This is a genomic window from uncultured Thiodictyon sp., from assembly GCF_903946935.1.
GTDB lineage: Bacteria > Pseudomonadota > Gammaproteobacteria > Chromatiales > Chromatiaceae > Thiodictyon.
The window spans coordinates 58,830-82,135 of record NZ_CAJAXH010000017.1 but is presented as its reverse complement, the minus strand read 5'-3'; the positions used below and the strand labels follow the sequence as shown (position 1 = coordinate 82,135).

The 23,306-nt window shown below is 64.8% G+C and carries 21 protein-coding genes; 9 read left to right on the top strand and 12 right to left on the bottom strand.

The genetic code is table 11. From position 1 onward, the window contains the following. Window positions 1–42 precede the first annotated feature (42 nt). From QZX93_RS02105 to pgl, 8 genes are all read right to left on the bottom strand, one after another. Window positions 43–468: a type II toxin-antitoxin system VapC family toxin gene (locus QZX93_RS02105; protein WP_295388898.1), complete on the bottom strand. Its 426-nt coding sequence runs from the start codon at window positions 466–468 to the stop codon at window positions 43–45. Further along, window positions 465–701 (bottom strand): hypothetical protein, encoded by a 237-nt coding sequence (locus QZX93_RS02100; RefSeq protein ID WP_295388897.1) that lies wholly within the window; start codon window positions 699–701, stop codon window positions 465–467. Before QZX93_RS02100 ends, QZX93_RS02105 begins: the two co-directional genes overlap by 4 nt. A gap of 89 nt (window positions 702–790) precedes the next feature. Continuing rightward, window positions 791–1,777: a YhdH/YhfP family quinone oxidoreductase gene (locus tag QZX93_RS02095; protein WP_295388896.1), complete on the bottom strand. Its 987-nt coding sequence runs from the start codon at window positions 1,775–1,777 to the stop codon at window positions 791–793. Between the two features lie 107 nt (window positions 1,778–1,884). After that, window positions 1,885–3,411 carry a fumarate hydratase gene (locus QZX93_RS02090; RefSeq protein ID WP_295388895.1) on the bottom strand — a complete coding sequence of 509 codons (1,527 nt, stop codon included), beginning with the start codon at window positions 3,409–3,411 and terminating at the stop codon, window positions 1,885–1,887. 245 nt (window positions 3,412–3,656) lie between these two features. Beyond that, on the bottom strand, window positions 3,657–4,469 hold the full coding sequence (locus QZX93_RS02085; RefSeq protein WP_295388894.1) for a hypothetical protein: 813 nt from the start codon (window positions 4,467–4,469) through the stop codon (window positions 3,657–3,659). A 658-nt stretch (window positions 4,470–5,127) separates the two neighbouring features. Next, entirely contained in the window at window positions 5,128–5,841 is a 714-nt protein-coding gene (locus QZX93_RS02080; protein ID WP_295394318.1) for a tyrosine-protein phosphatase, read from the bottom strand. Between the two features lie 132 nt (window positions 5,842–5,973). Then, the gene (locus QZX93_RS02075) at window positions 5,974–6,462 is read right to left on the bottom strand and encodes a DUF4440 domain-containing protein (RefSeq protein WP_295388892.1); all 489 of its coding nucleotides are present in this window, start codon (window positions 6,460–6,462) and stop codon (window positions 5,974–5,976) included. A 663-nt stretch (window positions 6,463–7,125) separates the two neighbouring features. Then, on the bottom strand, window positions 7,126–7,815 hold the full coding sequence (gene pgl / locus QZX93_RS02070) for a 6-phosphogluconolactonase (protein ID WP_295388891.1): 690 nt from the start codon (window positions 7,813–7,815) through the stop codon (window positions 7,126–7,128). Window positions 7,816–8,144: 329 nt separating this feature from the next. Here pgl and gnd point away from each other — a divergent pair, with 329 nt between their 5' ends. From gnd to QZX93_RS02055, 3 genes are all read left to right on the top strand, one after another. Continuing rightward, window positions 8,145–9,164 carry a phosphogluconate dehydrogenase (NAD(+)-dependent, decarboxylating) gene (gene gnd, locus QZX93_RS02065; RefSeq protein ID WP_295388890.1) on the top strand — a complete coding sequence of 340 codons (1,020 nt, stop codon included), beginning with the start codon at window positions 8,145–8,147 and terminating at the stop codon, window positions 9,162–9,164. Beyond that, the gene (zwf, locus tag QZX93_RS02060; RefSeq protein ID WP_295388889.1) at window positions 9,161–10,540 is read left to right on the top strand and encodes a glucose-6-phosphate dehydrogenase; all 1,380 of its coding nucleotides are present in this window, start codon (window positions 9,161–9,163) and stop codon (window positions 10,538–10,540) included. Before gnd ends, zwf begins: the two co-directional genes overlap by 4 nt. Before the next feature lie 573 nt (window positions 10,541–11,113). Continuing rightward, window positions 11,114–14,347 carry an Ig-like domain-containing protein gene (locus QZX93_RS02055; RefSeq protein WP_295388888.1) on the top strand — a complete coding sequence of 1,078 codons (3,234 nt, stop codon included), beginning with the start codon at window positions 11,114–11,116 and terminating at the stop codon, window positions 14,345–14,347. A gap of 321 nt (window positions 14,348–14,668) precedes the next feature. Here QZX93_RS02055 and QZX93_RS02050 read toward each other — a convergent pair whose 3' ends face one another. Continuing rightward, window positions 14,669–16,027, bottom strand: a complete 1,359-nt coding sequence (locus QZX93_RS02050; protein ID WP_295388887.1) for a sigma-54-dependent Fis family transcriptional regulator — start codon at window positions 16,025–16,027, stop codon at window positions 14,669–14,671. A 398-nt stretch (window positions 16,028–16,425) separates the two neighbouring features. Continuing rightward, window positions 16,426–16,548 (bottom strand): hypothetical protein, encoded by a 123-nt coding sequence (locus QZX93_RS02045; RefSeq protein WP_295388944.1) that lies wholly within the window; start codon window positions 16,546–16,548, stop codon window positions 16,426–16,428. Between the two features lie 326 nt (window positions 16,549–16,874). Here QZX93_RS02045 and QZX93_RS02040 point away from each other — a divergent pair, with 326 nt between their 5' ends. Genes QZX93_RS02040 through QZX93_RS02025 form a run of 4 tightly spaced genes read left to right on the top strand, consistent with a single transcriptional unit; the run spans window position 16,875 to window position 19,871 of the window. Then, window positions 16,875–17,729, top strand: a complete 855-nt coding sequence (locus tag QZX93_RS02040) for a glutamate/aspartate ABC transporter substrate-binding protein (protein WP_295394315.1) — start codon at window positions 16,875–16,877, stop codon at window positions 17,727–17,729. Then, window positions 17,726–18,463 carry an amino acid ABC transporter permease gene (locus tag QZX93_RS02035; RefSeq protein ID WP_295388885.1) on the top strand — a complete coding sequence of 246 codons (738 nt, stop codon included), beginning with the start codon at window positions 17,726–17,728 and terminating at the stop codon, window positions 18,461–18,463. The genes QZX93_RS02040 and QZX93_RS02035 overlap by 4 nt, the downstream gene beginning before the upstream one ends. Further along, on the top strand, window positions 18,463–19,140 hold the full coding sequence (gene gltK / locus QZX93_RS02030; protein WP_295388884.1) for a glutamate/aspartate ABC transporter permease GltK: 678 nt from the start codon (window positions 18,463–18,465) through the stop codon (window positions 19,138–19,140). The genes QZX93_RS02035 and gltK overlap by 1 nt, the downstream gene beginning before the upstream one ends. Before the next feature lie 2 nt (window positions 19,141–19,142). Beyond that, a complete protein-coding gene (locus QZX93_RS02025; RefSeq protein ID WP_295388943.1) occupies window positions 19,143–19,871 on the top strand; it encodes an amino acid ABC transporter ATP-binding protein in 729 nt (242 codons plus the stop codon). 40 nt (window positions 19,872–19,911) lie between these two features. Here QZX93_RS02025 and QZX93_RS02020 read toward each other — a convergent pair whose 3' ends face one another. Together QZX93_RS02020 and QZX93_RS02015 are read right to left on the bottom strand one after the other, a co-directional pair. Further along, window positions 19,912–20,457 carry a hypothetical protein gene (locus tag QZX93_RS02020; protein ID WP_295388883.1) on the bottom strand — a complete coding sequence of 182 codons (546 nt, stop codon included), beginning with the start codon at window positions 20,455–20,457 and terminating at the stop codon, window positions 19,912–19,914. A gap of 57 nt (window positions 20,458–20,514) precedes the next feature. Continuing rightward, complete coding sequence (locus QZX93_RS02015) at window positions 20,515–21,153, bottom strand: histidine phosphatase family protein (protein WP_295388882.1); 639 nt, start codon at window positions 21,151–21,153, stop codon at window positions 20,515–20,517. A gap of 127 nt (window positions 21,154–21,280) precedes the next feature. On the opposite strand from QZX93_RS02015, the gene serS reads away from it, so the two are divergent. Together serS and rpsF are read left to right on the top strand one after the other, a co-directional pair. After that, window positions 21,281–22,555 (top strand): serine--tRNA ligase, encoded by a 1,275-nt coding sequence (serS, locus tag QZX93_RS02010; protein WP_295388881.1) that lies wholly within the window; start codon window positions 21,281–21,283, stop codon window positions 22,553–22,555. A 352-nt stretch (window positions 22,556–22,907) separates the two neighbouring features. Then, entirely contained in the window at window positions 22,908–23,276 is a 369-nt protein-coding gene (gene rpsF, locus QZX93_RS02005; protein ID WP_295388880.1) for a 30S ribosomal protein S6, read from the top strand. Window positions 23,277–23,306: the final 30 nt, after the last annotated feature.

Below are 23,306 nucleotides of genomic sequence, written 5' to 3'. Positions count from 1 at the left end.
CGGGTAATGACGGATCGCCCGGCGGGCATCCGCCCGACGTGCTCACTCCATATAGACAAAGGGGTCGATCAGCACCAGACCGCAGCCCTCGAAATCCCTGGTGTTGCGCGTCGCAATGGCGCAGCCCCGGGTCCTCGCGATGGCCGCGATCTGCCCGTCGAAGGCACTCATGGGTCGCCCCTGTTGGCGCCGCTCGCCGCGAATCTCGCCATAGGCGCGGGCGGCGGGCTCGTCGAAGGCGAGGATACGCGACTGAAACGCCTGCGCGAGGAATTGCTCGAACCGGTCCTGTAGTAGCTGCCGGCGCTTGCCGTCGGGCATGGCGCGAAGGCCGAAGGCGATCTCCGCAATGGTGATGGTAGTGAGGTAGAGACCGGCCGCGTCTTGGGCGTTCAGCCACGCCAGCACGGGCGCCGCCGGCGGCGATGTCATGAATTCAGAGACGACGTTGGTATCAAGTACGATCACTGGGGAAACGCCAGCGGCTCGGTGATGTCGCGCTCGGGAGGCTCAAAATCCGCCACCCCGTAGGCGGGACTGAACAGACCAACGGCGAGGTCGCCGAGGCGCTCCGGGGCGGCCACCGCCTGCTTCAGGATGCGCCGTGCTTCCTCCTCCATGGAGACCCCATGGCGTTCCGCCCTCAACCGCAAATGCTCCAGGGTCGCATCATCGATGCGTCTGACGCTGAGGCTGCCCATCGCGAATACTCCTCAATGTTTCTTGGTCCGGAATGATAGCAGGTGCCAGCACTCTGCGACCGCCGGCACAGCAGACCCGGAACCGGGCCTCAGAGCTTGACCAGGGTCCGTCCATGGGTGCGGCCGGCGAGCATGCGCTCGAAGACCTCCGGCAGTGCGTCCAGGCCGACCGTTTCCGCGACCAGTGACTCCAGGTCCGCCGGCTGCCAGTCATTGGCCAGGTGTTCCCAGAGTGCGCGGCGGGCGGGGTAGGGGACATCCACCGAGTTGCAGCCCAGGAGGCTCGCCCCGCGCAGGATGAAGGGCATCACCGTGGTGTTCAGGTCGGTCCCGGCGGCCAGGCCGATGGCGGCGATGTTGCCGTGCGGGGCGATGGTGCGGGTGATCTGGGCCAGGACCTCGCCGCCCACGTTGTCCACCGCGCCGCCCCAGCGGGCCTTCTCTAAGGGCCGGGTGGCTGCTGCCAGTGCGTCGCGTGCCACGATCTCGGTGGCGCCGAGGTGGCGCAGCCAGTCGGCGAGCTCGGGCTTGCCCGAGAGTGCGGTGACGTCAAAACCCAGCCGGGCAAAGAGGGCGACGGCCATGGCGCCCACGCCGCCGCTGGCACCCGTGACCAGGATCGGACCCATGGCCGGGTCCTGACCGTTGACCAGCATCCGGTGGACGGCCAGTGCGGCGGTGAAGCCGGCCGTGCCCAGGATCATGGCGGTGCGGGGGTCGAGCCCGGCGGGCATGTGTACCAGCCACTCGCCTGGGCAGCACAGGTAGCTCGCAAAGCCCCCGTCATGGTCGTGGGTGAGCCCCCAGCCGGTCGCGATGACCGCCTCGCCCGGCCGATAATTGGGGTGGGCGGACTCCTCCACCACCCCGGCGCCATCGGCCCCACCCACCAAGGGGAAGCGGCGCAGGATCTTGCCGCGACCGGTCCCGGCCAGCGCATCCTTATAGTTGACGCCGGACCAGCCGACCCGGACCAGCACCTCGCCCAAGGTGGGCGTGGGGCGTGGGAGTTGCTCGACACCGGCATGGTGCCCCTGCGCGTCTTGGTGGATACGAAAGGCGGGATAGGTGGTCATGGTCCTGATCTCCGTGTGTGGATTCGAAGAATGATTCGTCCGCAAATGAACGGTCTTATTTGCGTTCATTGGCGTTCATTGGCGTTCATTTGCGGACAAGAATCTTATCAAGTCGTGACGACGACCGGGATCTTGCCGATCCGTGCCTGCCACTGTGCCGGGCCGGTCTCGTGGACCGACTCGCCGCGGCTGTCGACCGCCACCGTCACCGGCATGTCCAGCACCTCGAATTCGCGGATGGCCTCCATCCCCAGGTCCTCGAAGGCGATGAGGCGTGAGGACTTGATGGCCTTGGCCACCAGATAGGCGGCACCGCCGACGGCCATCAGATAGACCGCCTGGTGCTTGCGGATGGCCTCGATCGCAACCGGACCCCGCTCGGCCTTGCCGATCATGCCAATGAGGCCGGTCTCGCTCAGCATCTGTTCGGTGAACTTGTCCATGCGGGTGGCGGTCGTGGGGCCCGCGGGGCCGACCACCTCGTCGCCCACCGGGTCCACCGGTCCCACGTAATAGATGAAGCGCCCGTTGAGATCGACCCCGTCCGGGAGCCCGGCGCCGCTGTTGAGCAGATCCGTGAGGCGCTTGTGGGCGGCATCCCGGCCGGTCAGCAGGCGGCCGGAGAGCAGGAGGCGCTCGCCGGGCTGCCAGGTGGCGATCTCCTCGCGAGTGACCTGGTCGAGGTTCACCCGGCGGGCGCCGGCGGTGGCGTCGTAGACGATGGCGGGCCAGTCGCTGAGCAGCGGCGGCGCGAGCGACACCGGACCCGAACCGTCCAGGGTGAACTCCGCGTGACGGGTCGCGGCACAGTTGGGGATCATCGCCACGGGCAGCGACGCGGCATGGGTGGGGAAGGTCTCGATCTTCACGTCCAGCACGGTGGTGAGTCCGCCCAGGCCCTGGGCGCCGATGCCGAGCGCATTGACCTTCTCGAACAGCTCCAGGCGCAACTCCTCGATCGGGTTGGCGGGCCCGCGGGCCTTTAGCACGTGGATGTCGATATGGCCGAGCAGTGACTCCTTGGCCAGCAGCATCGCCTTCTCGGCCGAGCCGCCGATGCCGATCCCGAGCATCCCCGGCGGGCACCAGCCGGCGCCCATCAGGGGGACCGTCTTGAGCACCCAGTCCACCAGGCTGTCACTGGGATTCAAGATGGTGAACTTGGACTTGTTCTCCGAGCCCCCGCCCTTGGCCGCCAGGCGGACCTCCACCTGGTCGCCCGGCACCAATTCCACATGGACCACCGCCGGGGTGTTGTCCCCGGTGTTCGTGCGCGCGCCGATGGGTGGCGAGACGATGGATGCGCGTAACAGGTTGTCCGGATGGAGATAGGCCTGACGTACCCCGGCGTCTACCAGCGCCTGGATGCTCAGTGTGGTGTCCCAGCGCACCTCCATGCCGACCTTGAGAAAGACGACCACCGAGCCGGTATCCTGACAGATGGGCCGGTGCCCTTCGGCACACATCCGCGAGTTGACCAGGATCTGGGCCATGGCGTCCTTGGCGGCCGGGGATTCCTCCGCCGCATAGGCGGCGGCGAGCGAGTGGATAAAGTCCGCCGGGTGGTAGTAGGAGATGAACTGCAGGGCATCGGCGATGCTCTGGATGAAATCGGATTCGCGGATGGTGGTCATGGGCGTGGGTGTCTCTGGTCGGGGGCCGACGGGGCGATGGCCGGATCTTAACCGACCGCGGCCTGGCCCTCGGCAATCCTGTGGCTTGAGTGCCTTGATCCGATCCGCGAAGACCTTGGTCTCGCAGGTCATCAACTCTCTGCTCTTCATGGGTAGCCCCTGATGGGTGCGCCGGGCACCGTTGCGGTGCCGGGCTCAAACCCGGCATCCTACCGCCTTCCGGGGGGCACAGGGGTGCCCCATCGTTACACCTGGAGTTGACTGATGGACTGGATCAGCGGCTCGATCTGTTCACCCACCTGTTGGGCCTGTCGCTTGGACAGGAGCTTGGGCAGGGCCTCGCGCAGGTCCTCCAGTTCCAGGCGCAGATCGCCCGGGGAGCGCGCCGCCTCGATGCGCTCGGCGCGGCGCGCCCCGACGGGTCCTAAGGCACCCAGGACGATGTAGCGAGCGAAGCCCTTTGCCTTGTCCAGGTTAAAGTCTGCCGGCAGGGGGGGCGCGGCCGTGGCCGGCGCAGGCGGGGGCGCCGCGGGGGTGTCCGGTACACGGTCCCGCGGGGCGAGCACGTCGTCGGCGACCGTCGCCGACAGGATCAGCGGCTCCAACTGGTCCCACACTTGCTTGGCCTGCCGTTTGGGCAGCAGCTTGGGCAACTGCTCGCGCAGTTCGTCCAGCTCCACGCGCAGCTCGCCCGCGGAGCGTGCCGCCTCGATGCGCTCGGCGCGGCGCCCCCCGAGCGGTCCGAGGTTGCCCAGGACGATGTAGCGCGCGAAGCCCTTCGCCTTGTCCAGGTTGAACTCCGTGGGTAGCGAGGGCGCTTGGGCCGCTGGCGCTGCTGCCCGGGGCGGGGGCAGCGTGTCCCGCGGGGCGAGAAAGCCATCGGCGACCAGGTCCTCCAGTAGCGCCTCGATATCATCCCCGAGCACCGCGAGCCGGGTCAGTAGATCGCCCACCGTGCTCTGCCCGTCCACCAGGATCAGGAAGCGACGCGAACGCATCGAGAGTTTGTTCGCCTTGGTCCGGATCTCGTCCTGGCCCTTGGCAGTCTTAATTAACACCTGGCGAGGGTCCATTGGCGGATACCCAATCTCGTTCGCAAAATTGAAAAGTGAAGTCGGTTGCCCCAATGCGTCCGGCCAGGGTTACTGAATGCTAACCGGCTCTCGCCCCGGCTTCAAGGAGCGCGTGTCAGGCCTTGCGCCAGGGCAAGCGCATTACGCTGCTCTAATATTCGGATAATCTAATATAGGCGTTTATCATCGTTCCGGCCACTCGCCCCAGAGACAAGCCGGATTTTACCGTTCTCTGCGTCTCGGCGCCTCTGCGTGAGACATTATTGACTCACGCAGAGACCCGGAGGCGCAGAGAAAGATGAGAATAGCTGCCACCCCGGGGCCGGAGTCCAAGGCTTATCGTGAAAGTTGCGCCGGGAGCGCGCTCCACTTCTCCCTCCCCTATTGGGGGAGGGCGGGGTGGGGGAACGGCCAAAGCGCCCGCCACTTCCATCTCGCGGGGTGGTGCGGGCGCCATGGCCGTTAGCCTTGGATGGACAGGACCAAGGCTGAAGCCTTGGACTCCAGAGAAGATGGCCGCCCGCTTGCGGCCCGCGGCGCTTCGTGAGGGGAGGGGGGAGGTCGGCCCTGACACCCAGGCCGGGTTCTCTTGATGCCGCTCGGCGGTGTGACGCCGGCGGTCGACGCGCCAATGGCGGCCGTTTCAGCGATCGGTCACCGTGCAGGTCCCCTCGACGCAGACGACCTGAGCATCCTCTTTCGCGTTCGATTGCCGCTCTTTGGTCTGGCGCCGGATGGCAGCAATGCGCCCCGGTGACAGCCCACGGATATAGTTGGCGCTGCTCGTAAACCAAAATCCATGGTAGCGCCCCATCTCCTCAATGGCCTGTTCGGCGCTCACGCCTTCCACGATCACCCGGTAAGCGGCAATCATGACTCCGGTTCGGTTCTCACCCGAGCGGCAGTGGACATAGATCGGTCTTGGCTGCTGGGCGACGATGGCCAGGAACCAAGCCAAGCGATTGTCCTCAAGCGCGGGCGGCATGATGGGCGCAAGTTCCGAGTCGCGAAGACGAAAGAGCCCGATGTCATGACGCTGCGGGTCCGCGACTGCGGCCTTACTAAACGCGGAGTCGTCTTCGTTTGCCAGCTCGAGGTTGACGATGGTGCGTACGCCTTGCGCAATCAGCCAGGAGGCACCGCGTTGATCCGGCCTGGCACCGCGCCACAGGACGCCGGGCTGGACCTCGCAAAAATTTTGGATCGGTGAATCGAGGTTGACCGCACAGGCGCCCGCCGCGCCCGTTGCCGCCCAGGTTGGGTAACTGACGATCGTGAATGACAACCAGAGCGCCATCGCGAGAAGACTTTGGCGGGCCAAGCGGCGCGGTAGCAGACCGGAGCCCTGATTATTCACCACTGAACCTCTCCCTGCGCGCGTGGCGGTCTTGATCGTCATTCCGGCCGGGACGCCGGAATTCAGATCTGAGACGCCAACCACTCGGCCGCCGCAGACTCGCAGAACAGAGCGGACTGGCCGAAACCACGATCAAGGCTTCTCAGGCATTGCCGAGGAATGGTGACTGGTAATTAGCCATTTAGAACCATTCCAACGGTAGGTGTAACTGTAGCGACCACTGACTGTTTTACCGGTCTTTGCAAACGTGAACGTATAAAGGCCTGCATCAAGCGCCGTGTTGCAACCGAGGTCAACGAATCGCAAGTCGATCTTGCCGGAGGGGCGGTTCTCCAAAAAGTGACTGAAGTAGTCTTCCTTTTCGGCAGGCGTGAGGCGCGGCTTGTTCGATACGGTGGGCAGGAGGATTGACCGCTCCGCGTAGTTGGCGACCACCTTCCGCGGATCGCCGGTTTGCAGCGACCGATTCCAGCGATCGAACAGCGCCGCGATCTCCGTTTCCGAGGTTGCCTTGCAGCTCTCAGTGCGTGCATCTTGCAAGCTGGTCTGCAATGCCATGTTTGGGGCACAGCCGCTAAGGGCCGCCGCGACAAAGATCAAACTCAACAGTTTCGTCTTCATAGATCCTTCCTGTTTGCGGGGAAACACCAGAGGTGCGTTAGATCATAATTCCGACCAGAGGGTCCATCTGCACAGCGGACCCTACGCCTTACTCTGCCCCCGTAGGGTCCGCTGCGCGAACCAACGACCGCGCGGCTAGCACAGTGGCCGGGAATATGACCAAGGCCGAGTCTAAATGTGTGTTGAACTAATCCGATCCTGGCACGGTGCCCGCCGTCGGCCCGGGACTCCCTAGCAGCCTGTCGGACTTGATGGCGTAACCGATTGATTAAACAGGAAAACGACTTTTTGGCGCAAAAGAGGAAACTCTTTGCATTCAATCGGTTGCATCACTAAGTCCGACAGCCTGCTAGAGATAGGGGATTGTATCCGCGGGGCCGGGGGCGTCGGCCACCCGCGGGGGGGGTGCCGGGCAGCGGGGGCGGTTGAGACGACCTAAACCGGGCATTCGCGAGGCTCCGCAGGCGTGGCTGGCGTGACCAAGGAGGCTGTTGAGGGCGAAGTGTAGACCATTTTCCGGCGTTTGGGCGAGCGCCACCGCAGGCCGCCCAGCGGCCTGTGACGATCAAGGCCCGCAAACGGTAGCTGTCCTGTCCGGCTCGCCCCTGCTGCCCTCCGGGGCCGGCAACTGGCCGCTCGTCGTCACCGGCATCCCACGAAATCTTAAAGGTGCATCAAGACATCCACCCCGCCGGGTGGGCAGATGCGGCTGGCGGGCAGCGGATGGCCTGCCTGCCACGCATTGACGGCGTCCCGCTTGTCCTCGCCAACCACCAGATACAGAACCTTGAGTGAGTGACTCAAACGGGCCGGGCTGAGCGACACCCGTTGTGGCGGCGGTTTGGGTGAGTCATGCACCGGGATGGCGTCCGGCCAGGTAGTCGAGCGCTCCCAGTCGCGGCCCGGAAACAGGCTGGCGGTATGCCCGTCCTCGCCCAATCCGAGCAGCACCAGATCGAATGCGCCGACCCCCGCCAGCGCCTCGGCGTAGCTGATGGCCCCAAGCTCGGGGCCGAGCTCCGCCGGGATCGCATGAATCTGCCGGGGAGGGATCGCGACCCGATCGAGCCAGGCGTCACCCGCCATGCGGCTGTTGCGGCTGGGGTCAGCGGCCGGCACACAGCGTTCATCGCCGAAATAGAGAGTCCAGGCCCGCCAATCGGTCACGGCGTTGCACAGTGACCCATACAGTGCGCGCGGGGTATTGCCCCCGGCCAGTACGCAACGGAAGGCCCCGCGCTCGGCGATTGCCTGTTGCGCGCTCGCCAGTACGATCCGCGTGGCCGCCCGCTCAAGCTCGAGCGGGTTCGCGAAGGTGTGCCAGCGGCTGACCTGTTTGCCATCTGCCTTCATTTCGGCTCGCTCATCATCAAACACGATTGTCCGGTTTTTGTACACTTGGGTAGACCCACATTGGAGAGGACCATAGCCGCTGGGGCGCCGCTTAGGCCTGCCGCCTCCCGGGCCCGCGCCGCCGTCAACCTGGAAAGGGCCATTGTCACGCCAAGGCGCCAAGCCCGCCAAGGTTTTTCAGTGCGTGATCGGCGTTGGGTCAGGGGCGCGGCCGGTAATCTGGATAGTCGGTCTACACTCTTGTATTTCTTGGCGAGCTTGGCGAGCTTGGCGCCTTGGCGTGAGCGATTACCGGATTTTGGTGCAATCGGTCTAATGAGGACAAACAGATGCAACTCGGAATGATTGGGCTTGGGCGCATGGGTGCCAACATGGTGCGGCGGATCGTCGGCGCCGGCCATCGCTGTGTGGTCTACGACCGGTCGGCGTCGGCGGTGGACGCACTGGTGCAGGAGTCGGTGGTCGGTGCCGACTCCTTCGCTGACCTGGTCGCCAAGCTGGAGCAGCCGCGGGCGCTCTGGTTGATGGTCCCGGCGGCGGCGGTTGACGCGACCATCGCCGCGCTCACACCCTTGCTCGCTGCGGGTGACATCCTGATCGACGGCGGAAATTCCTATTATGTGGACGATCTGCGCCGTGCCAAGGAGCTCGGTCAGCACGGTGTTCACTACGTTGACGTCGGCACGAGCGGGGGCGTGTGGGGTCTGGAGCGGGGCTATTGCATGATGATCGGCGGCGAGGACGCGGTGGTCGCGCGCCTGGACCCGATCTTCGCCGCCTTGGCGCCCGGCCTCGGCGAGGTGCCGCGCACGCCCGGTCGCACAACCGCGAGCGGCACCGCTGAACAGGGCTACCTGCACTGCGGGCCGAACGGCGCCGGGCATTTCGTCAAGATGGTCCACAACGGCATCGAGTACGGGATGATGGCGGCCTACGCGGAGGGGCTGGGCGTGCTGCGCGCCGCCAATGTCGGCCGCCAGGCGCATGACGTCGATGCCGAGACCACGCCCCTGCGCGACCCCGAGCACTACCAATACGAGTTCCCGTTGGCCGACATCGCCGAGGTGTGGCGCCGCGGCAGTGTGGTTGCCTCCTGGTTGCTGGACCTCACCGCCGCGGCACTCACCAAAGACCCTGAGCTTGCGGGCTTTGCCGGCCGGGTGTCGGACTCAGGCGAGGGGCGCTGGACCATCAAGGCCGCGATCGACGAGGCGGTGCCGGTGCCGGTGCTGACGACGGCGCTGTACCAGCGTTTCAGCTCACGCGGCCAGGCGGACTTCCAGGACCAAGTGCTGTCGGCCATGCGTTTTGAGTTCGGCGGGCATGTGGAGAAGGGGGGCGAGCAATGAACGAACCCCATGCCGACGCGCTGGTCTTGTTTGGTGCCACCGGTGACCTGGCCTTCAAAAAGATCTTCCCGGCCTTGCAGGCGATGGTGAAGCGCGGCAATCTCAAGGTGCCGATCATCGGCATGTCCAGGGCCGGCTGGGACCTCGACCAGTTCAAGGCGCACGCCCGCGCGAGTCTCGAGCAACACGGCGGTGGGGTCGATGAGGCGGCGTTCGCGCAGTTGTGTACCCAGTTCGGCTATGTCGATGGCGATTACCGCGACCCGGCGACCTTCCAGGCGCTGCGCCAAGCGCTGGGTAGCGCCCGGCGCCCAACCCATTATCTCGCGATCCCGCCCGCGGCCTTTCCCATGGTGGTGCAGCAGTTGGCGGCGGCCGGCTGTACCGCGGAGGCCCGGGTGGTGGTCGAGAAGCCGTTCGGGCGCGACCTCGACTCGGCGCGTGCGCTCAACCGCATCCTGCACGGGAGCTTCGCGGAGCGGCGCATCTTCCGCATCGATCATTTCCTCGGTAAGCGTCCGGTTCAAAACATGATTTTTTTCCGCTTCCAGAATGCATTTCTGGAGCCGATCTGGAACCGCAACTATGTCGAGAGCATCCAGATCGCCATGGCGGAGGACTTCGGGGTCCAGGGCCGAGGCACCTTCTATGAACAGGTCGGCACGGTGCGCGACGTGGTCCAAAACCATCTGTTCCAGATACTCGCCAACCTGGCCATGGAGCCGCCGATCCGCACCGACAGCGAATCGGTGCGCGACGAAAAGATCAAGGTGCTGAGGGCCATCCCGACACTGAGCGCGGCGGACCTGATCTGCGGCCAGTTTCGCGGCTACCGGGCGGAGCGCGGGGTGGCACCGGACTCGCAGGTCGAGACCTTCGCCGCCCTGCGCCTCTATGTCGACTCCTGGCGCTGGCAGGGCGTCCCGTTCTATATCCGCGCCGGCAAGTGCCTGCCCGTGACCTGCACCGAGGTGGTGGTGCGTCTGCGCCGCCCGCCCAGCCTCTTTCCGTGCTGCACGACCGCGCCCAACCATATCCGCTTCCGCATCGGCCCAGACCATGCGATCGGTCTGGGTGTCACCGTCATGGACCCGGAGGGTACCCAGGTCGGCAGAGACACTGAGTTGCTCGCCAGCCGCAACCCGGGGGCCGGCGAGATGGGCGCCTACGAGCGGGTGCTGGGCGACGCCATGGCGGGAGATGCGAGCCTGTTCGCCCGCGAGGACTATGTCGAGGAGGCCTGGCGCATCGTCGATCCGATGCTGAAAGAAGGCATCCAGGTCCACGAGTATGAGCCCGGGACCTGGGGACCGGCAGGGGCCGACCCGACCTTGTCGCCCCCCGACGGCTGGCAGAATCCGGTGGTCTTGGGTTAAGGCGATATCCAACCATTTGCCATACAGCCAAGTGTCGATGCGAATTAATGCGCATCGACATTCGATCCGACCCTTGGACTGAGCTTGCTCGGCACCCACTCTAGTCCCTGACAGCGCCTGACAGCGCCTGACAGCGCTGTCAGGTCTGTCAGGTCCAGCGTCTGACAGCGTTGTCACCCCCTCCCGCGCCCCGCTCCCCAGCGCCCCTGCCTTCTATCCTCAGCGCCCATCCCCCCCGCCAAGCCGGCCCGCAGGTTACCCGCGATTGGCCGTTGCTAGCCGGGCGATGGCGCGTTCTTTGCATTGCTGTTTGTGTTCTGCACCGACTGGACGGCCTTCGTGCGCCATCTGTTCAAGCCGAAACTGTCATTAAAGAGCAAGTGGCCGCGGCCCTCATTCCACAGGGTCGAACGTCCCAGGTCCCCGGATCGCACATAAGGGGTAGTGAGACCGGATCGAGCGGTTGCCGCTCGGGGCTCAACACCACGGGTTGGGGTTGCAAGCCGCCCCATACCGACAGGAACGCCCGATCATCCGATGCGTCAATTGCAGTCAGAGCAAGAGTGATAGCCAATGAAGATTAAACGCCTAATCGTTCCAATACCCAGAGCCATGGTGCTGGGGCTCGCCGTCTTGTGGGCCGGCGGGGCCCAGGCCGAGGAAGGAAATAGTAATCGTTCCGGCCGGAACGATAATCAAAGCCCCCCGACCTGTACCATTTCGCCCAATAACCCAACCATCAAGCCCGGACAGCGTGTCACCTGGAGTTACAGCGCCAGCGGGTTCAGGCAGACCCCGAGTCGTCGCTGGACCTTTCAGGGCGGCAATCCAAGCTCGTCCACCAGCGCCAGCCAGGCGGTGAGTTATGCCAAGACCGGCACCTTCAGTACCAGCTTGCGACTGAGCTCCGGTAGTACGGTCGCCAACTGCACCGCCGCGGTCACCGTCGGGACCGCCGTGGACACGCAGGCCCCGAGCCGCCCCGCCACCCTTTCCGCCGTGGCCGCCGGCACCGGGCAGATCGACCTGACCTGGGCCGCTGCCACCGACAATGTGGCCGTGACCGGTTACCGGCTGGAGCGTTGCGGCGGTGCATCCTGTACCAATTTCCTACAGATCGACGCCCCGACGGCGACCACCTACAGCGACACCGGTCTAGCCCCCAACACCTACCGATACCGGGTCCGCGCGGTTGATGCCGCCGATAATCTGGGCGGCTACTCGCCGATTGCCAGCGCCGTCGTCAGCCCCAGCGCTGGGGACACGGTCGCCCCCACCGCGTCGATCGGCACCAATGCCGTGAGTCCCCTGACACCCCCGCAAACAGTCGCCATCACGGCCAACGCCAGCGACAATGTCGGCGTGACCCGGGTGGAATTCTATGACGGGACCACGCTGAAGGCGACCGACACTACCGCGCCCTACAGCTACGCCTGGTCAGTCACCAGCGCGGATGCGGGCACCCATGCGTGGACCGCCAAGGCTTACGATGCGGCGGGTAACGTCGGTAACTCCAACCTATTGAGTCTGGTGGTCATGGGCACGGCGCCGAGCGTGTCCATCAACTCCACGAGCACCGACTCCAGCGGCCCCAACAGCAGCTTGGTACCGACCCAGGGCCAGGTGATCGACACCAACTACCGCGTCCTGGCGATCAACGATCTCGGGATGCACTGCGGCGATCTCGACACGCGCATCGCCAGCATCCTGCCACCCTTCCAGGTGATGCTCGCGCAGGTGATCCAGAAAGGGACCGCCAGCAAGCCGGTGCTCAACCCAGCCGGCGTCACCTTGGCCTATTCCGCGGTCGCCAACCCGACTGACCCGATCCTCAGCCAGACCGTGATGGAGGGACTCAAGTCCGATGGCAGCACCTACAAGACCAACTTCTGGGAGGGGCTGAAGAACGGTGCCTATGACGCCTTCTACCCCGGCGGCGTTGGACTCACCCCCCTGGCAACGGGCGGCTTCCCGACCACCTCCGACCGCGGTCTGCCGGTGGCGAACGTGGAGAACCTCTATATCGGTCCCGACGGCATCGTCGACAGCCCCGCCGGGCAGCCGGGTAGCCATGATGGTTTCCTGTCGGCCGTGCAGCATTCCATGCCGGGAGTCGGTGCTTCCTATGTGGCCAATACCCCCCAAGCGGTCGAGGAGCATTACCAGAACAAACCCTTCTTTGTGAACTTCCCCTTCGGCTATGTGGCCGAGGGCGTCAACTGGCATGAGGGCGCGGGCATCCCCTTCTCGGCCTTCGACGATTTCGGGCGCGAGAACCCCTTCCCGCTGGTGCGGGTCCAGGCCAAGAATGCGAGCGGCACCGTCCTCACCACCACCGACACCGTCCTGCCGATCTCCGGCGAGACGAGTTGCTCCAACTGTCACGCCGACCCGACGGATGTGCAGGGCAGCCGCAGCAGTGCCCCCACCAATACACTGCTCGATGCCGGGCTGCCGGTGGCGACCCGGCTGGACGACCCGGATACCACCTTGCCGGCCCGGGTCAGCATCGAGTACGCAACGGACATCAACGTGCTGCGTCTGCATGACCTGAAGCACGGGGCGGCCTATGTGAGTCCGGCCGGTGGTGCCGATCCGTGTATTATCAGCGCCGCCGCGCCTAACGGCAGCCCGAGCTGTCTGATCAACAAGGCCTTGGTGCAAAAAAATCCAGTCGTCTGCCAGGTCTGTCACTACACCCCGGCGCTCGACCTGGCCCAGGTCGGCCCCCAGTCCGGTGCCCCCGGGACCGCGGCCAATGGCCGCAATCAGCTCGCCCACAAGACCAATTCAAACGTGATGCATGGGCACCACGGGTCGCTGCCCGGCAACCTGTTCATGGCCATCCCGGCCCCGGTACAGGACGCCAACGGGGTCATCACCAACCAGGCGACGCGGGTCACGGCGCTGGAGAACAGTTGCTACCAATGTCACCCCGGCAAGAACACCAAGTGCCTGCGTGGGGCCATGTTCAACGGCGGCATGCTGTGCTCTGACTGCCACGGCAGCATGGCCCAGATCGGCAATGACTTCTCCCGCAACGTCTCCACGACCAACCCGGGCGCCTTCATCCTGGCCAAGGACTTCTATACCAACCCGGCCACCCCGCGCGTACCTTGGGCCAACGAGCCAGGCTGCGGCTCTTGTCACACCGGCGACGCTGTCACCAACCTGGCCGCGACCACTGGGGTCCTGGTCAACACCAAGGACAGCGCAGGCAATAAGGACGGCATCCGTCTGCGCCAGGCGTTCAAGACCAGCGACGCCAAGGCGACGCCCATCGTGCCGGTCAACAAGCGTTTCGCCGAGTCGGTGGTGCCCGCGACCTTCAACGGCTTCGCCAATCCGGCGGCAGGCAATCCCCGCCTGTATCGGATGAGCACGGGTCACGGCGGGGTGATGTGCGAGGGCTGCCATGGTGCAACGCACGCGGAGTGGCCCAACGGGATTGCCGCGGCCAACGACAACCTGACGTCGAAGCAGCTCCAGGGTCACACCGGGACCATCAACGAGTGTACAACCTGCCATACCACCAGCGCCCTGGCTTCCAACACCCTGGCCGGTCCCCACGGGATGCATCTGGTGAACGACAGCCGCTTCTGGTCCTCGGCGCACAAGAGCCTGGCCAAGACCGAGAACGCCAAGCCTGGCGGCGGTGCCTGCGGCGCTTGCCACGGTGCGGACCACCTGGGCACCGTGCTCTCGCGCACCCCGGTGGCCCGCACGTTCAGTGGCAAGACGGTGGCAGCGGGCAAAGCGGTCGGCTGCGATGTGTGCCACAGCGTGAGCAAGAGCTTCGGCAACTAGCCCAAGACCGACTCTAGTGCGTTGGCCCCGCTCGGCAGCCGCCGGCGGGGCCATTTTTTTTTGTGCGGCAAACCAGCAGATCGCGTGGGCAGCCCGGATGCCAGGAATCCCCTGCCGGGCGGCCCCCGCAGCAAGGCGAAACGCTGATGCCAAAGAATAGGTTGCGGCCACCGTGTTGGCCAATCGCCCTAGAAATCGCGGTTTTCACTTGGCGTGAGCAACTGCCGGATTTAGGATCACCGGCATGACCTGCACGACGCCCAGCCGCACGGCGGGCGCCCGAAAAGCCCATCAAAGTTGGCGTGCCCGTCGGCGCGTCCGTCAATCGAGACCGTGCAACCGAATCTTGCGATACAGGGTCCGCTCGCTGACCCCCAACTCCTGGGCGGCGGCGCGGCGGTTGCCCTGGTGCAGCGCGAGCGCGGTCTCTAGCTGCTGCGCCTCCCAGTGGACGCGGCGCGATTCGATCGGGCGCGGTGCCCGACAGTGGCCGTGCGCGGCCGGCTGCGGTATCGGTGGCTCGCGTGGGAGGGCCGCAACAATCTGGCTGGCGCTGATGCGCCCCCCCTGCGCGGTGGCCGCGGCGGCCCACAGGAGGTTACGCAGCTCGCGCACATTACCAGGGAAATCATAGGCTAATAGGGCGTCCATGGCCGCGGGTTCCAAACTGTAGTCCCGCCCGTCGGCGCGTCCGATGCGCCCCAGGAGCTCCTGGGCCAGGGGCAGGATGTCGGCCCGTCGCTCCGCCAGTGACGGCAACCGCAGCGCGATGCACGCGATGCGGTAATACAGGTCCTGGCGAAACCAGGGGACTCCGCGCAGTTCCCGATTGGTGGCACAGATCACCCGCACATCGACCCGGTGGATGCGGGTCCCGCCGACCCGTCGGAACTCCCCGCTCTCCAGCACGCGCAGCAGCTTGGCCTGGAGCGGCAGGGGCATCTCACCGATCTCGTCGATGAATAGGGTGCCGCCGTCCGCCTGCTCGAAGATCCCGCGGTGATCGCCGGTACTGCCGGTAAAGGCCCCCCGCTCGTGCCCGAAGACCTCACTCTCGAACAGGTCGCCGGTCAAGGTGGTGCAGTCCAGGACCTGGAAGGGGTGGGCGCTGCGCCGCGACAGGCGGTGGATGTGCGCCGCCGCCAGTTCCTTGCCGGTCCCGGTCGGCCCCTGGAGCAGGACCGGGGCGAGCGACTGTGCGGCCGTCAGAATCCCCCCCAAGACCTCCCGAAAGCCCGGTGAGTTGCCGATCATGGGCAACCCGCCTGCCGCAGTCGCGACCTTGGGATCCCGGTGTACCGCGTCGAGCTGGATCAACTCGCCAACCGCGTTTTGACCGCTGGCGGTATGGATTGGGTAGGCCTGAATGCGCGCCAAGTGCTCGCGCCCCTCGCCGTCGCGGTAGGCGTGGGTCACGGACTCGCTGTGTTCCCCCGCGAACACGGCCATAAAGGGACAGCGACCGCCCTGCGGACTACAGGGGCAGGGCCGGATATCCGGTGGAACCACTTGATAACAGGGGCGTCCCACGGCCGACGTGCGCGAGACGCGATAAACGGCCTCGAAGGCGCGGTTGATGGCCACGACCTGAAACGCACGGTCGATGATAATGAATGGCTGATCGTGTATGTCGACCAGCGATTGAAGCTTGATGTGCGGAGCATCGGCGGTCGGCGGCATGGTGGTTGATCAGGTTGTGGTGTAGCGGCGCCCGCGATCCCGGCGGCGCCCGTCACCGGTTTATCGGCGTTACTGGCCTTTGGATATTAGTCCAGATCATTGATTTATCGACAACTGAGCGAGCAGCGCGGGAACTGGGGGCCGATTACTTTATCGTCTTAGTGGTTATGACTCGCGCCCAGGCGACGAGCGATGCAATGCTTGATATTTATTCTTGCACATATTTTCTCCCCCGTTGCGATTTATCAAGACCCAGGCACAGCATAAGACCGGCGCGTTGGGCAAAGCCTGAGCATGACTGTCAGCGAATCTTCAGGTGGCCAGCGGATCGGATCGGCCTCATGCGCGACCCTCGTAGGAGCGGCCCCCGGCCGCGCCGGGGCCGACGGCGCCTCGTCTCACTGCTGGTCCGCCAATTTCCCCTGCACGCTGGATAGCTTCTCAGCCATCCGCTGCGGGCGGTCAGTGCGCGTGCCGAGCGTGACGTTGGTCGAGAGACGCGGCACGCCCACCCCGTGCAGTGTTTCATGGCAGCATTACTTGAAAGCGCGAATTCAGCGGTTTCCATGATTCGCCACCAGTGTCCGTTCCTCGGGGCGCCTTACTTGACGTGCCGCGGCCGCAACGCAGAGCAAGGCACCCTCAGCAGTTCTGCCGATTCGCCGTCGCTGCGGTTCACGGATACTGCGTCCGTGCCGGTTGTGTTTTCTCCCGGGCCCTCGATAATGTCGAACAAGCGGCGTGCCGGCGCCAACCTCAGACCAACGATTGTCTCACCATCTGTACATGCCCTGAACGGAGATAGCCCATGAATTTGTCCAGTCTTTCGGTTGCTGTGCTTGGCTGTGTGTTTCTGACTAGTGCCGTGCAGGCCCAGGAGCCGACCGGCACACTCAAGAAGATCGAGGAGACGCATTCAATCACCCTGGGCCATCGGGAATCCTCGATCCCTTTCTCCTATTACGATGATCAGCAACGGGTCATCGGCTATTCGCAGGAGATTGCGTTAAAGATCGTGGATGCCCTCAAACGTGATCTCAAGCTGCCGGACCTGGCGGTCAAACTCAATCCGGTTACCTCGCAGAACCGCATCCCGCTGGTGCAGAATGGCACCGTGGACCTGGAGTGCGGGTCGACCACCAATAATCTGGAACGCCAGCAACAGGTGGCCTTTTCCAACAGCATCTTTGTAGTCGGTACGCGGCTCTTGACCCGCAAGGATTCTGGTATTCATGACTTTGCCGACCTGGCCGGCAAGACGGTCGTGACCACCGCCGGTACCACCTCCGAGCGGCTGCTCCGCAAGCTCAATGAAGATAAACAGATGGGCATGCGGATCGTCTCCGCCAAGGATCATGGCGAGTCCTTCCTGATGCTGGAGACCGGGCGTGCGGTCGCCTTCATGATGGACGATGCACTGCTCTATGGCGAGCTGGCCAAGGCCAAACGCCCGGGCGACTGGGCGGTGGTCGGCACCCCGGCGTCACTGGAGGCCTATGGCTGCGTGTTGCGCAAGGACGATCCGCAGTTCAAGCAATTGGTGGACGCGACCATCGCCGAGCTGGAGACCGGCGGCGCGGCCAAGGCGATCTATCGCAAATGGTTTGAGAGCCCGATCCCGCCTAAGGGGCTGAACCTGAATTTTCCGCTCTCCGCTGAGATGGTCAAGCTGTACGCCAATCCCAACGACCGGGCGCTATGAGTTATAGCTGGAATTGGGGTGTGTTCCTGAGCCCGACGCCGTCGGGTTCGGGGACCTATCTGGGATGGCTGCTCCAAGGGCTCGAATGGACCCTGCTGCTTTCGCTCGGCGCCTGGGTCATCGCCTTCGTCCTTGGTTCGCTGCTCGGGGTGCTGCGCACCGTCCCGAACCGCTGGCTGGCGGGGCTCGCCGCGGGCTATGTCGAGGCCTTCCGCAACGTCCCGCTGCTGGTGCAGTTGTTCAGTTGGTATTTCGTCTTGCCCGAATTGCTGCCCCGGGGCTTAGGCGACGCCATTAAGCAATCCGACCCGCTGATTCAGCAGTTTATTGCGGCCTTGCTGTGTCTGGGTTGCTTCACCGCGGCACGGGTGTGCGAGCAGGTGCGGGCCGGTCTTCAGTCACTGCCGCGGGGTCAAAAGAATGCCGCCCTGGCGATCGGCCTGACCCTGCCTCAGGCCTATCGCTATGTCCTGCTGCCGCTGGCGATGCGTATCGTCCTGCCGCCGCTCACCTCAGAGTTCCTGAATGTTTTCAAGAACTCGGCGGTCGCCTCCACCATCGGGCTGATCGAGTTGTCGCGCCAAGGCCAACAACTGGTCGATTATACGGCGCAGCCTTATGAGGCGTTTATCGCCGTGACCTTACTGTATGTGCTCATCAATGTCTGCGTCATGTTCGGTATGCGCTGGGTGGAGCGGCGCGCCCGCTTGCCCGGTCATCGCGAGGGTCAGTGATGTACGAATTCGACTGGACTTCCATCCCTGGCGCCCTGCCGATCCTGGGCTCCGGTATGCTCATGACACTCCGGCTGACCTTGGTGGCCATGGTGGTGGGTATCCTCTGGGGCACCCTGCTGGCACTGGCGCGGCTGTCGGGTAACCGCATGTTGGGATGGCTCGCGGCCGGCTATGTGAACCTCTTCCGCGCCGTGCCCTTGGTGATGGTCATCCTGTGGTTCTATCTGATCGTGCCGACACTGCTCAAGGACTGGGCGGGTTTGGGTGCGGGTACCGATATCCGTATGGCCTCGGCGCTGGTGGCCTTCGCCCTGTTCGAGTCGGCGTATTATTCGGAAATCATCCGTGCCGGCGTGCGCAGCGTGCCGCGGGGCCAGGTCAACGCGGCCCAGGCGCTCGGCATGGCCTATACCCAGACCATGCGCCTGGTGGTGCTGCCACAGGCGTTCCGCAATATGCTGCCGCTGCTGCTTACCCAGGCGATCATCCTGTTTCAGGATACCTCGCTCGTGTATGTAATCGGCCTGGCGGACTTTTTTGGGGCGGCCTATAAGGTTGGCGATCGCGATGGACGCCTGGTCGAGTTGTTGCTGTTTTCCGGGGCGGTCTATTTCGTGCTTTGTTTCGGCGCCTCCTTACTGGTCCGCCGGCTACAGAAGAGGATTGCAGTATGAGCATGATTGAGATCGAGCAGGTCTCCAAATGGTATGGTCAGTTTGCCGTGCTCACCGACTGCACCACCCACGTCAATAAGGGCGAGGTGGTGGTGGTGTGCGGGCCGTCGGGCTCAGGCAAGAGTACGCTGATCCGCTGTGTCAATGGCCTTGAGCCGATTCAGCAGGGCACGATCCTGGTCAACGGGATGACGCTCACCGATCCCAAGACCAATCTGTCCAAGTTGCGCTCACACGTTGGTATGGTCTTCCAGAACTTTGAGTTGTTTCCCCACCTGAGCGTTTTCGATAATCTCACGATCGGCCAGATCAAGGTGCTCGGCCGTTCCAAGGATGAGGCCGCGGCCCGCGGGCTCAAGATGCTGGAGCGGGTCGGGCTCAAGGCACAGGCGGAGAAATACCCGGGCGCCTTGTCCGGCGGCCAGCAACAGCGGGTGGCGATTGCCCGGGCGCTGGCGATGGACCCGATCTGCATGTTATTCGACGAGCCGACCTCGGCGCTCGACCCCGAGATGGTGACTGAGGTGCTCGATGTCATGGTGGAACTGGCGACCGAGGGCATGACCATGATGTGTGTCACCCACGAGATGGGTTTTGCGCGCAAGGTGGCCGATCGGGTGATCTTCATGGACCACGGGCGGATCGTCGAGGACGCCGCCAAGGACGATTTTTTCGGCACCCCGCGGTCAGAGCGGGCGCAGTTATTCCTGTCCAAAATTCTGCACCATTGAGGGCGCTTTCAACTGAACTTGCGCCGTCTCCTGGGGCGTCTTACTCCAACGGCACGTAATAGATCCAGGCGTCCTGATCCACCTTCAGGTCGATGAGGCTCTGGTTGCGAACGTCCAGATGGACATAGATCGGGGTGCCGGCCGGGACCACGATGCCGTAGCCGGTCGGGAAGGTGAGGTTGGTGGTGGTGATGTTGGAGCCCAGGTAGGTGTTACCGCGCTCGGCGCCGTAGACGAAGAGCCCGGGGCCGGCGTATTTCATGCGGAAGATGCAGCCGGTCGCGTCGCTGTCGGCGCACTGGTACATTTCGGGGCGCGTGGCGACCTCCAAATCTACGTAAAGTGCAATCTCCGCCTGCTCGGCCACCGAGACGCTGACGATGGCGACCTTTTTCTTGGGCACCCAGACCCCGGCCTTGTCCACATGACAGATGGCGCCGCGCAGGCACAGTCCGGTGGTGGCGCGGATGACCGCCGTGTGGATGGGTTGGATCTCCGGCGGGGCGGCGGCCAGCGGCGCGGCGAGTGCGGCGAGCAGTAGCGGGAGCAGTGTCCGGGCCGCGGCCCGGGGGCGGTGTTGGTGCATGCTGTCGGGTGTCTTCGGTGGTGGTTGTTATGACCCTGGCCGAGTGGTCGCGGGCGCTCAGGTGGCGTCGCTCTCGGCCAGCGGCGTGTCGGGGGTGCTGGCGATCCAGATGGACTCGCCGTTCTTGCGCTTCAAGTCGAGCACGGCGGTGCGCGGCAGATGGCGCAGGTGGCGGGTGATGACATCCATCACCCAGCCGTGTGTGATGATCAGCACGCGGGTGCCGGCGTGGGTGTGCGCGATCTCCTCCAGGGCGGCCAGGACCCGGTCGGCAAAGTGACCGACCGACTCGCCCTCCTCGAACGGGCAGGCGGGATTGCGCCGCACGATTTCCTGGTGCAGGCCGGGATGCGAGATGAGCAATTCGCTCTTGGGCATGCCTTGAAAGCGGCCGAAGTGCCGTTCTTTCAGGCCTTCAGAGACGGTCGGCGGCGGCAATCCCCAGGCGGCGGCGATGATCTCCGCGGTCTCGGCGGAGCGGCGCAGCGGACTGGTGCAGACCAGGGTAAAGCCGCAGTCTGCCAGGGTCTCGGCCAGGTCGCGCGCCTGCTGGCGGCCGGTGTCGTTGAGCGGTACGTCGGTCCAGCCCTGAAGTATCCCGGTGATATTCCAGTCGGTCTCGCCGTGGCGGGTGACGCAGAGCTTGGTGGTGCCCTTGATGTGGGCCGACGGGGGGAGGGGGGCGCTGGGGTTCATGGTCCGCTGAGGCTAAACAGTTCGCTGTCTTGAGGCAAGCCGGGGCGGCGACCGGTGTAGAATTGCGGGCCAATCCGGCAGTTGTTTGTCTGCCCTGGCCCCTTCGTAGTGTGACTGGTGATTCGACGTGTTAGACCCCCGCCTGCTTCGGACCGACCTCGCCCTGGTCGCCACCCAACTCGCCCGCCGCGGGATGCGGCTGGATACCGCCCGTATCGAGTCCCTGGAGGGCGAGCGCAAGGGCCTGCAGGTCCGGGTGCAGGAACTCCAGAATGAGCGCAACACGAGCGCCAAGGCGATCGGCCGGGCCAAGTCGGCGGGTGAGGACACGGCGCCCTTGCTGGCCGCGGTGGCGGACCTGGGTGCAGCGCTCAAGGCCGCCGAGGAGCGGTTGACCGCCATCCAGGACGAGATCGCCGAGATCGCACTCAGCCTGCCGAACCTGCCGGACGCCAGCGTCCCCGACGGCGCGGATGAGACCCACAACCGGGAGGAACGCCGCTGGGGTGAGCCGACTTCGTTCGACTTCGCCCCCAAGGACCATGTGGACCTGGGCACCGCGCTCGGCTGGATGGACTTCGACTTGGCGGCCAAGGTGACGGGGGCACGCTTCGTGGTCCTGTCGGGGCCGCTCGCCCGGCTGCAACGTGCGCTGACCCAGTTCATGCTGGACCTGCACACCCAGGAGCACGGTTATACCGAGGTCTATGTCCCGTACCTGGTCAATGCCGAGAGCCTGCGCGGGACCGGTCAGTTGCCCAAGTTTGCCGCGGACCTGTTCAAGGTTCCGGGCGAGCGTGACTTCTACTTGATCCCGACGGCGGAGGTGCCGGTCACCAACCTGGCGCGCGACACCATCGTGGAGGCGGATGCCCTGCCGCGCCGCTGGGTCGCCCACACCCCGTGCTTCCGCAGCGAGGCGGGCTCCTCCGGCAAGGACACCCGCGGCATGATCCGGCAGCACCAGTTTGAGAAGGTGGAACTGGTCCAATTGGTGCGTCCGGCGGACTCTGCGGCGGCCCACGAGGCCCTGACCGGCCACGCCGAGGCGATCCTGCAGCGCCTGGGCCTGCCCTACCGGGTGGTGACCCTATGCACCGGCGACCTCGGGTTCTCCTCGACCAAGACTTACGATCTTGAGGTCTGGCTGCCCGGCCAGCAGACCTACCGTGAGATCTCCTCGTGCAGCAATTTTGGCGATTTCCAGGCGCGCCGGCTGCAGGCGCGCTGGCGCAATCCCGAGACCGGCAAGCCGGAACTGCTGCATACACTCAACGGTTCCGGGCTCGCGGTGGGCCGGACCCTGGTGGCGGTGCTGGAAAACTACCAGCAGGCAGACGGGCGGATCGCCGTCCCGCAGGTCCTGCGCCCGTACCTGGGTGGGACCGAGGTGCTCGGCTGATAGAAGAAGATTTGTCCGCAAATGAACGCAAATGAACGCAAATTAAGACGGGTCGGAGGCTGACGCAGTGGCTTGATGCGGCGCGGGCCAGTGGCGATCGGTCCGCACAGCGGACCCTACCTACGGCGTGGCACTGCGTCCGTCGCCCGACGGACATGCCATCGATGATGTCCAATAGGCTGTTTTATTTGCGTTTATTTGCGTTTATTTGGCGGACAAAAAATCTTCTCTTTGACTCTGCGTCCCTGCTCCGTATAATGCCCGGTTTCCCGCAATCCGGGAAACTCCTTGCCTCACCGTCCCCGGGTGGTCGACACCAGGACTGGAGGCTGCCAATCCGTGAGGAGCAGTAATGCGACATTTTGAAGTAGTGTTTCTGGTTCACCCGAGCCAGAGCGAACAGGTGCCGGCCATGGTAGAGCGCTACCGCGGTAACCTGGAGAAGCGCGGCGGTGTGGTCCACCGGTTTGAGGACTGGGGCCGCCGGCCCTTGGCCTACCCCATCAACAAGGTCCACAAGGCCCACTATGTGTTGATGAATGTTGAGTGCGACCAGGAGGCGATCGACGAGCTGGAGAGTGCCTTCCGCTTCAACGATGCCGTCCTGCGCAACCTGATCCTGCGCCGTGACGCGGCGGTCACCGAGCCGTCTCCGCTGATGAAGACCGGTGAGGAGCGCGAGCGTCCTGAGCCGCTTGGCGGCGACTTGGACAACGACTGAGACCGACCTCGGCCACCAACGAATTCAAAG

What these genes read in the sequence shown, in the direction of transcription:
- QZX93_RS02035 (WP_295388885.1), top strand. Translation starts at nt 17,726, where the DNA reads ATGAGTTATAGCTGGAATTGGGGTGTGTTCCTGAGCCCGACGCCGTCG.
- QZX93_RS02075 (WP_295388892.1), bottom strand. Translation starts at nt 6,462, where the DNA reads ATGAAGACGAAACTGTTGAGTTTGATCTTTGTCGCGGCGGCCCTTAGC.
- QZX93_RS02100 (WP_295388897.1), bottom strand. Translation starts at nt 701, where the DNA reads ATGGGCAGCCTCAGCGTCAGACGCATCGATGATGCGACCCTGGAGCAT.
- QZX93_RS02055 (WP_295388888.1), top strand. Translation starts at nt 11,114, where the DNA reads ATGAAGATTAAACGCCTAATCGTTCCAATACCCAGAGCCATGGTGCTG.
- QZX93_RS02050 (WP_295388887.1), bottom strand. Translation starts at nt 16,027, where the DNA reads ATGCCGCCGACCGCCGATGCTCCGCACATCAAGCTTCAATCGCTGGTC.
- QZX93_RS02025 (WP_295388943.1), top strand. Translation starts at nt 19,143, where the DNA reads ATGATTGAGATCGAGCAGGTCTCCAAATGGTATGGTCAGTTTGCCGTG.
- QZX93_RS02095 (WP_295388896.1), bottom strand. Translation starts at nt 1,777, where the DNA reads ATGACCACCTATCCCGCCTTTCGTATCCACCAAGACGCGCAGGGGCAC.
- rpsF (WP_295388880.1), top strand. Translation starts at nt 22,908, where the DNA reads ATGCGACATTTTGAAGTAGTGTTTCTGGTTCACCCGAGCCAGAGCGAA.
- zwf (WP_295388889.1), top strand. Translation starts at nt 9,161, where the DNA reads ATGAACGAACCCCATGCCGACGCGCTGGTCTTGTTTGGTGCCACCGGT.
- QZX93_RS02020 (WP_295388883.1), bottom strand. Translation starts at nt 20,457, where the DNA reads ATGCACCAACACCGCCCCCGGGCCGCGGCCCGGACACTGCTCCCGCTA.
- gnd (WP_295388890.1), top strand. Translation starts at nt 8,145, where the DNA reads ATGCAACTCGGAATGATTGGGCTTGGGCGCATGGGTGCCAACATGGTG.
- gltK (WP_295388884.1), top strand. Translation starts at nt 18,463, where the DNA reads ATGTACGAATTCGACTGGACTTCCATCCCTGGCGCCCTGCCGATCCTG.
- pgl (WP_295388891.1), bottom strand. Translation starts at nt 7,815, where the DNA reads ATGAAGGCAGATGGCAAACAGGTCAGCCGCTGGCACACCTTCGCGAAC.
- QZX93_RS02015 (WP_295388882.1), bottom strand. Translation starts at nt 21,153, where the DNA reads ATGAACCCCAGCGCCCCCCTCCCCCCGTCGGCCCACATCAAGGGCACC.
- QZX93_RS02090 (WP_295388895.1), bottom strand. Translation starts at nt 3,411, where the DNA reads ATGACCACCATCCGCGAATCCGATTTCATCCAGAGCATCGCCGATGCC.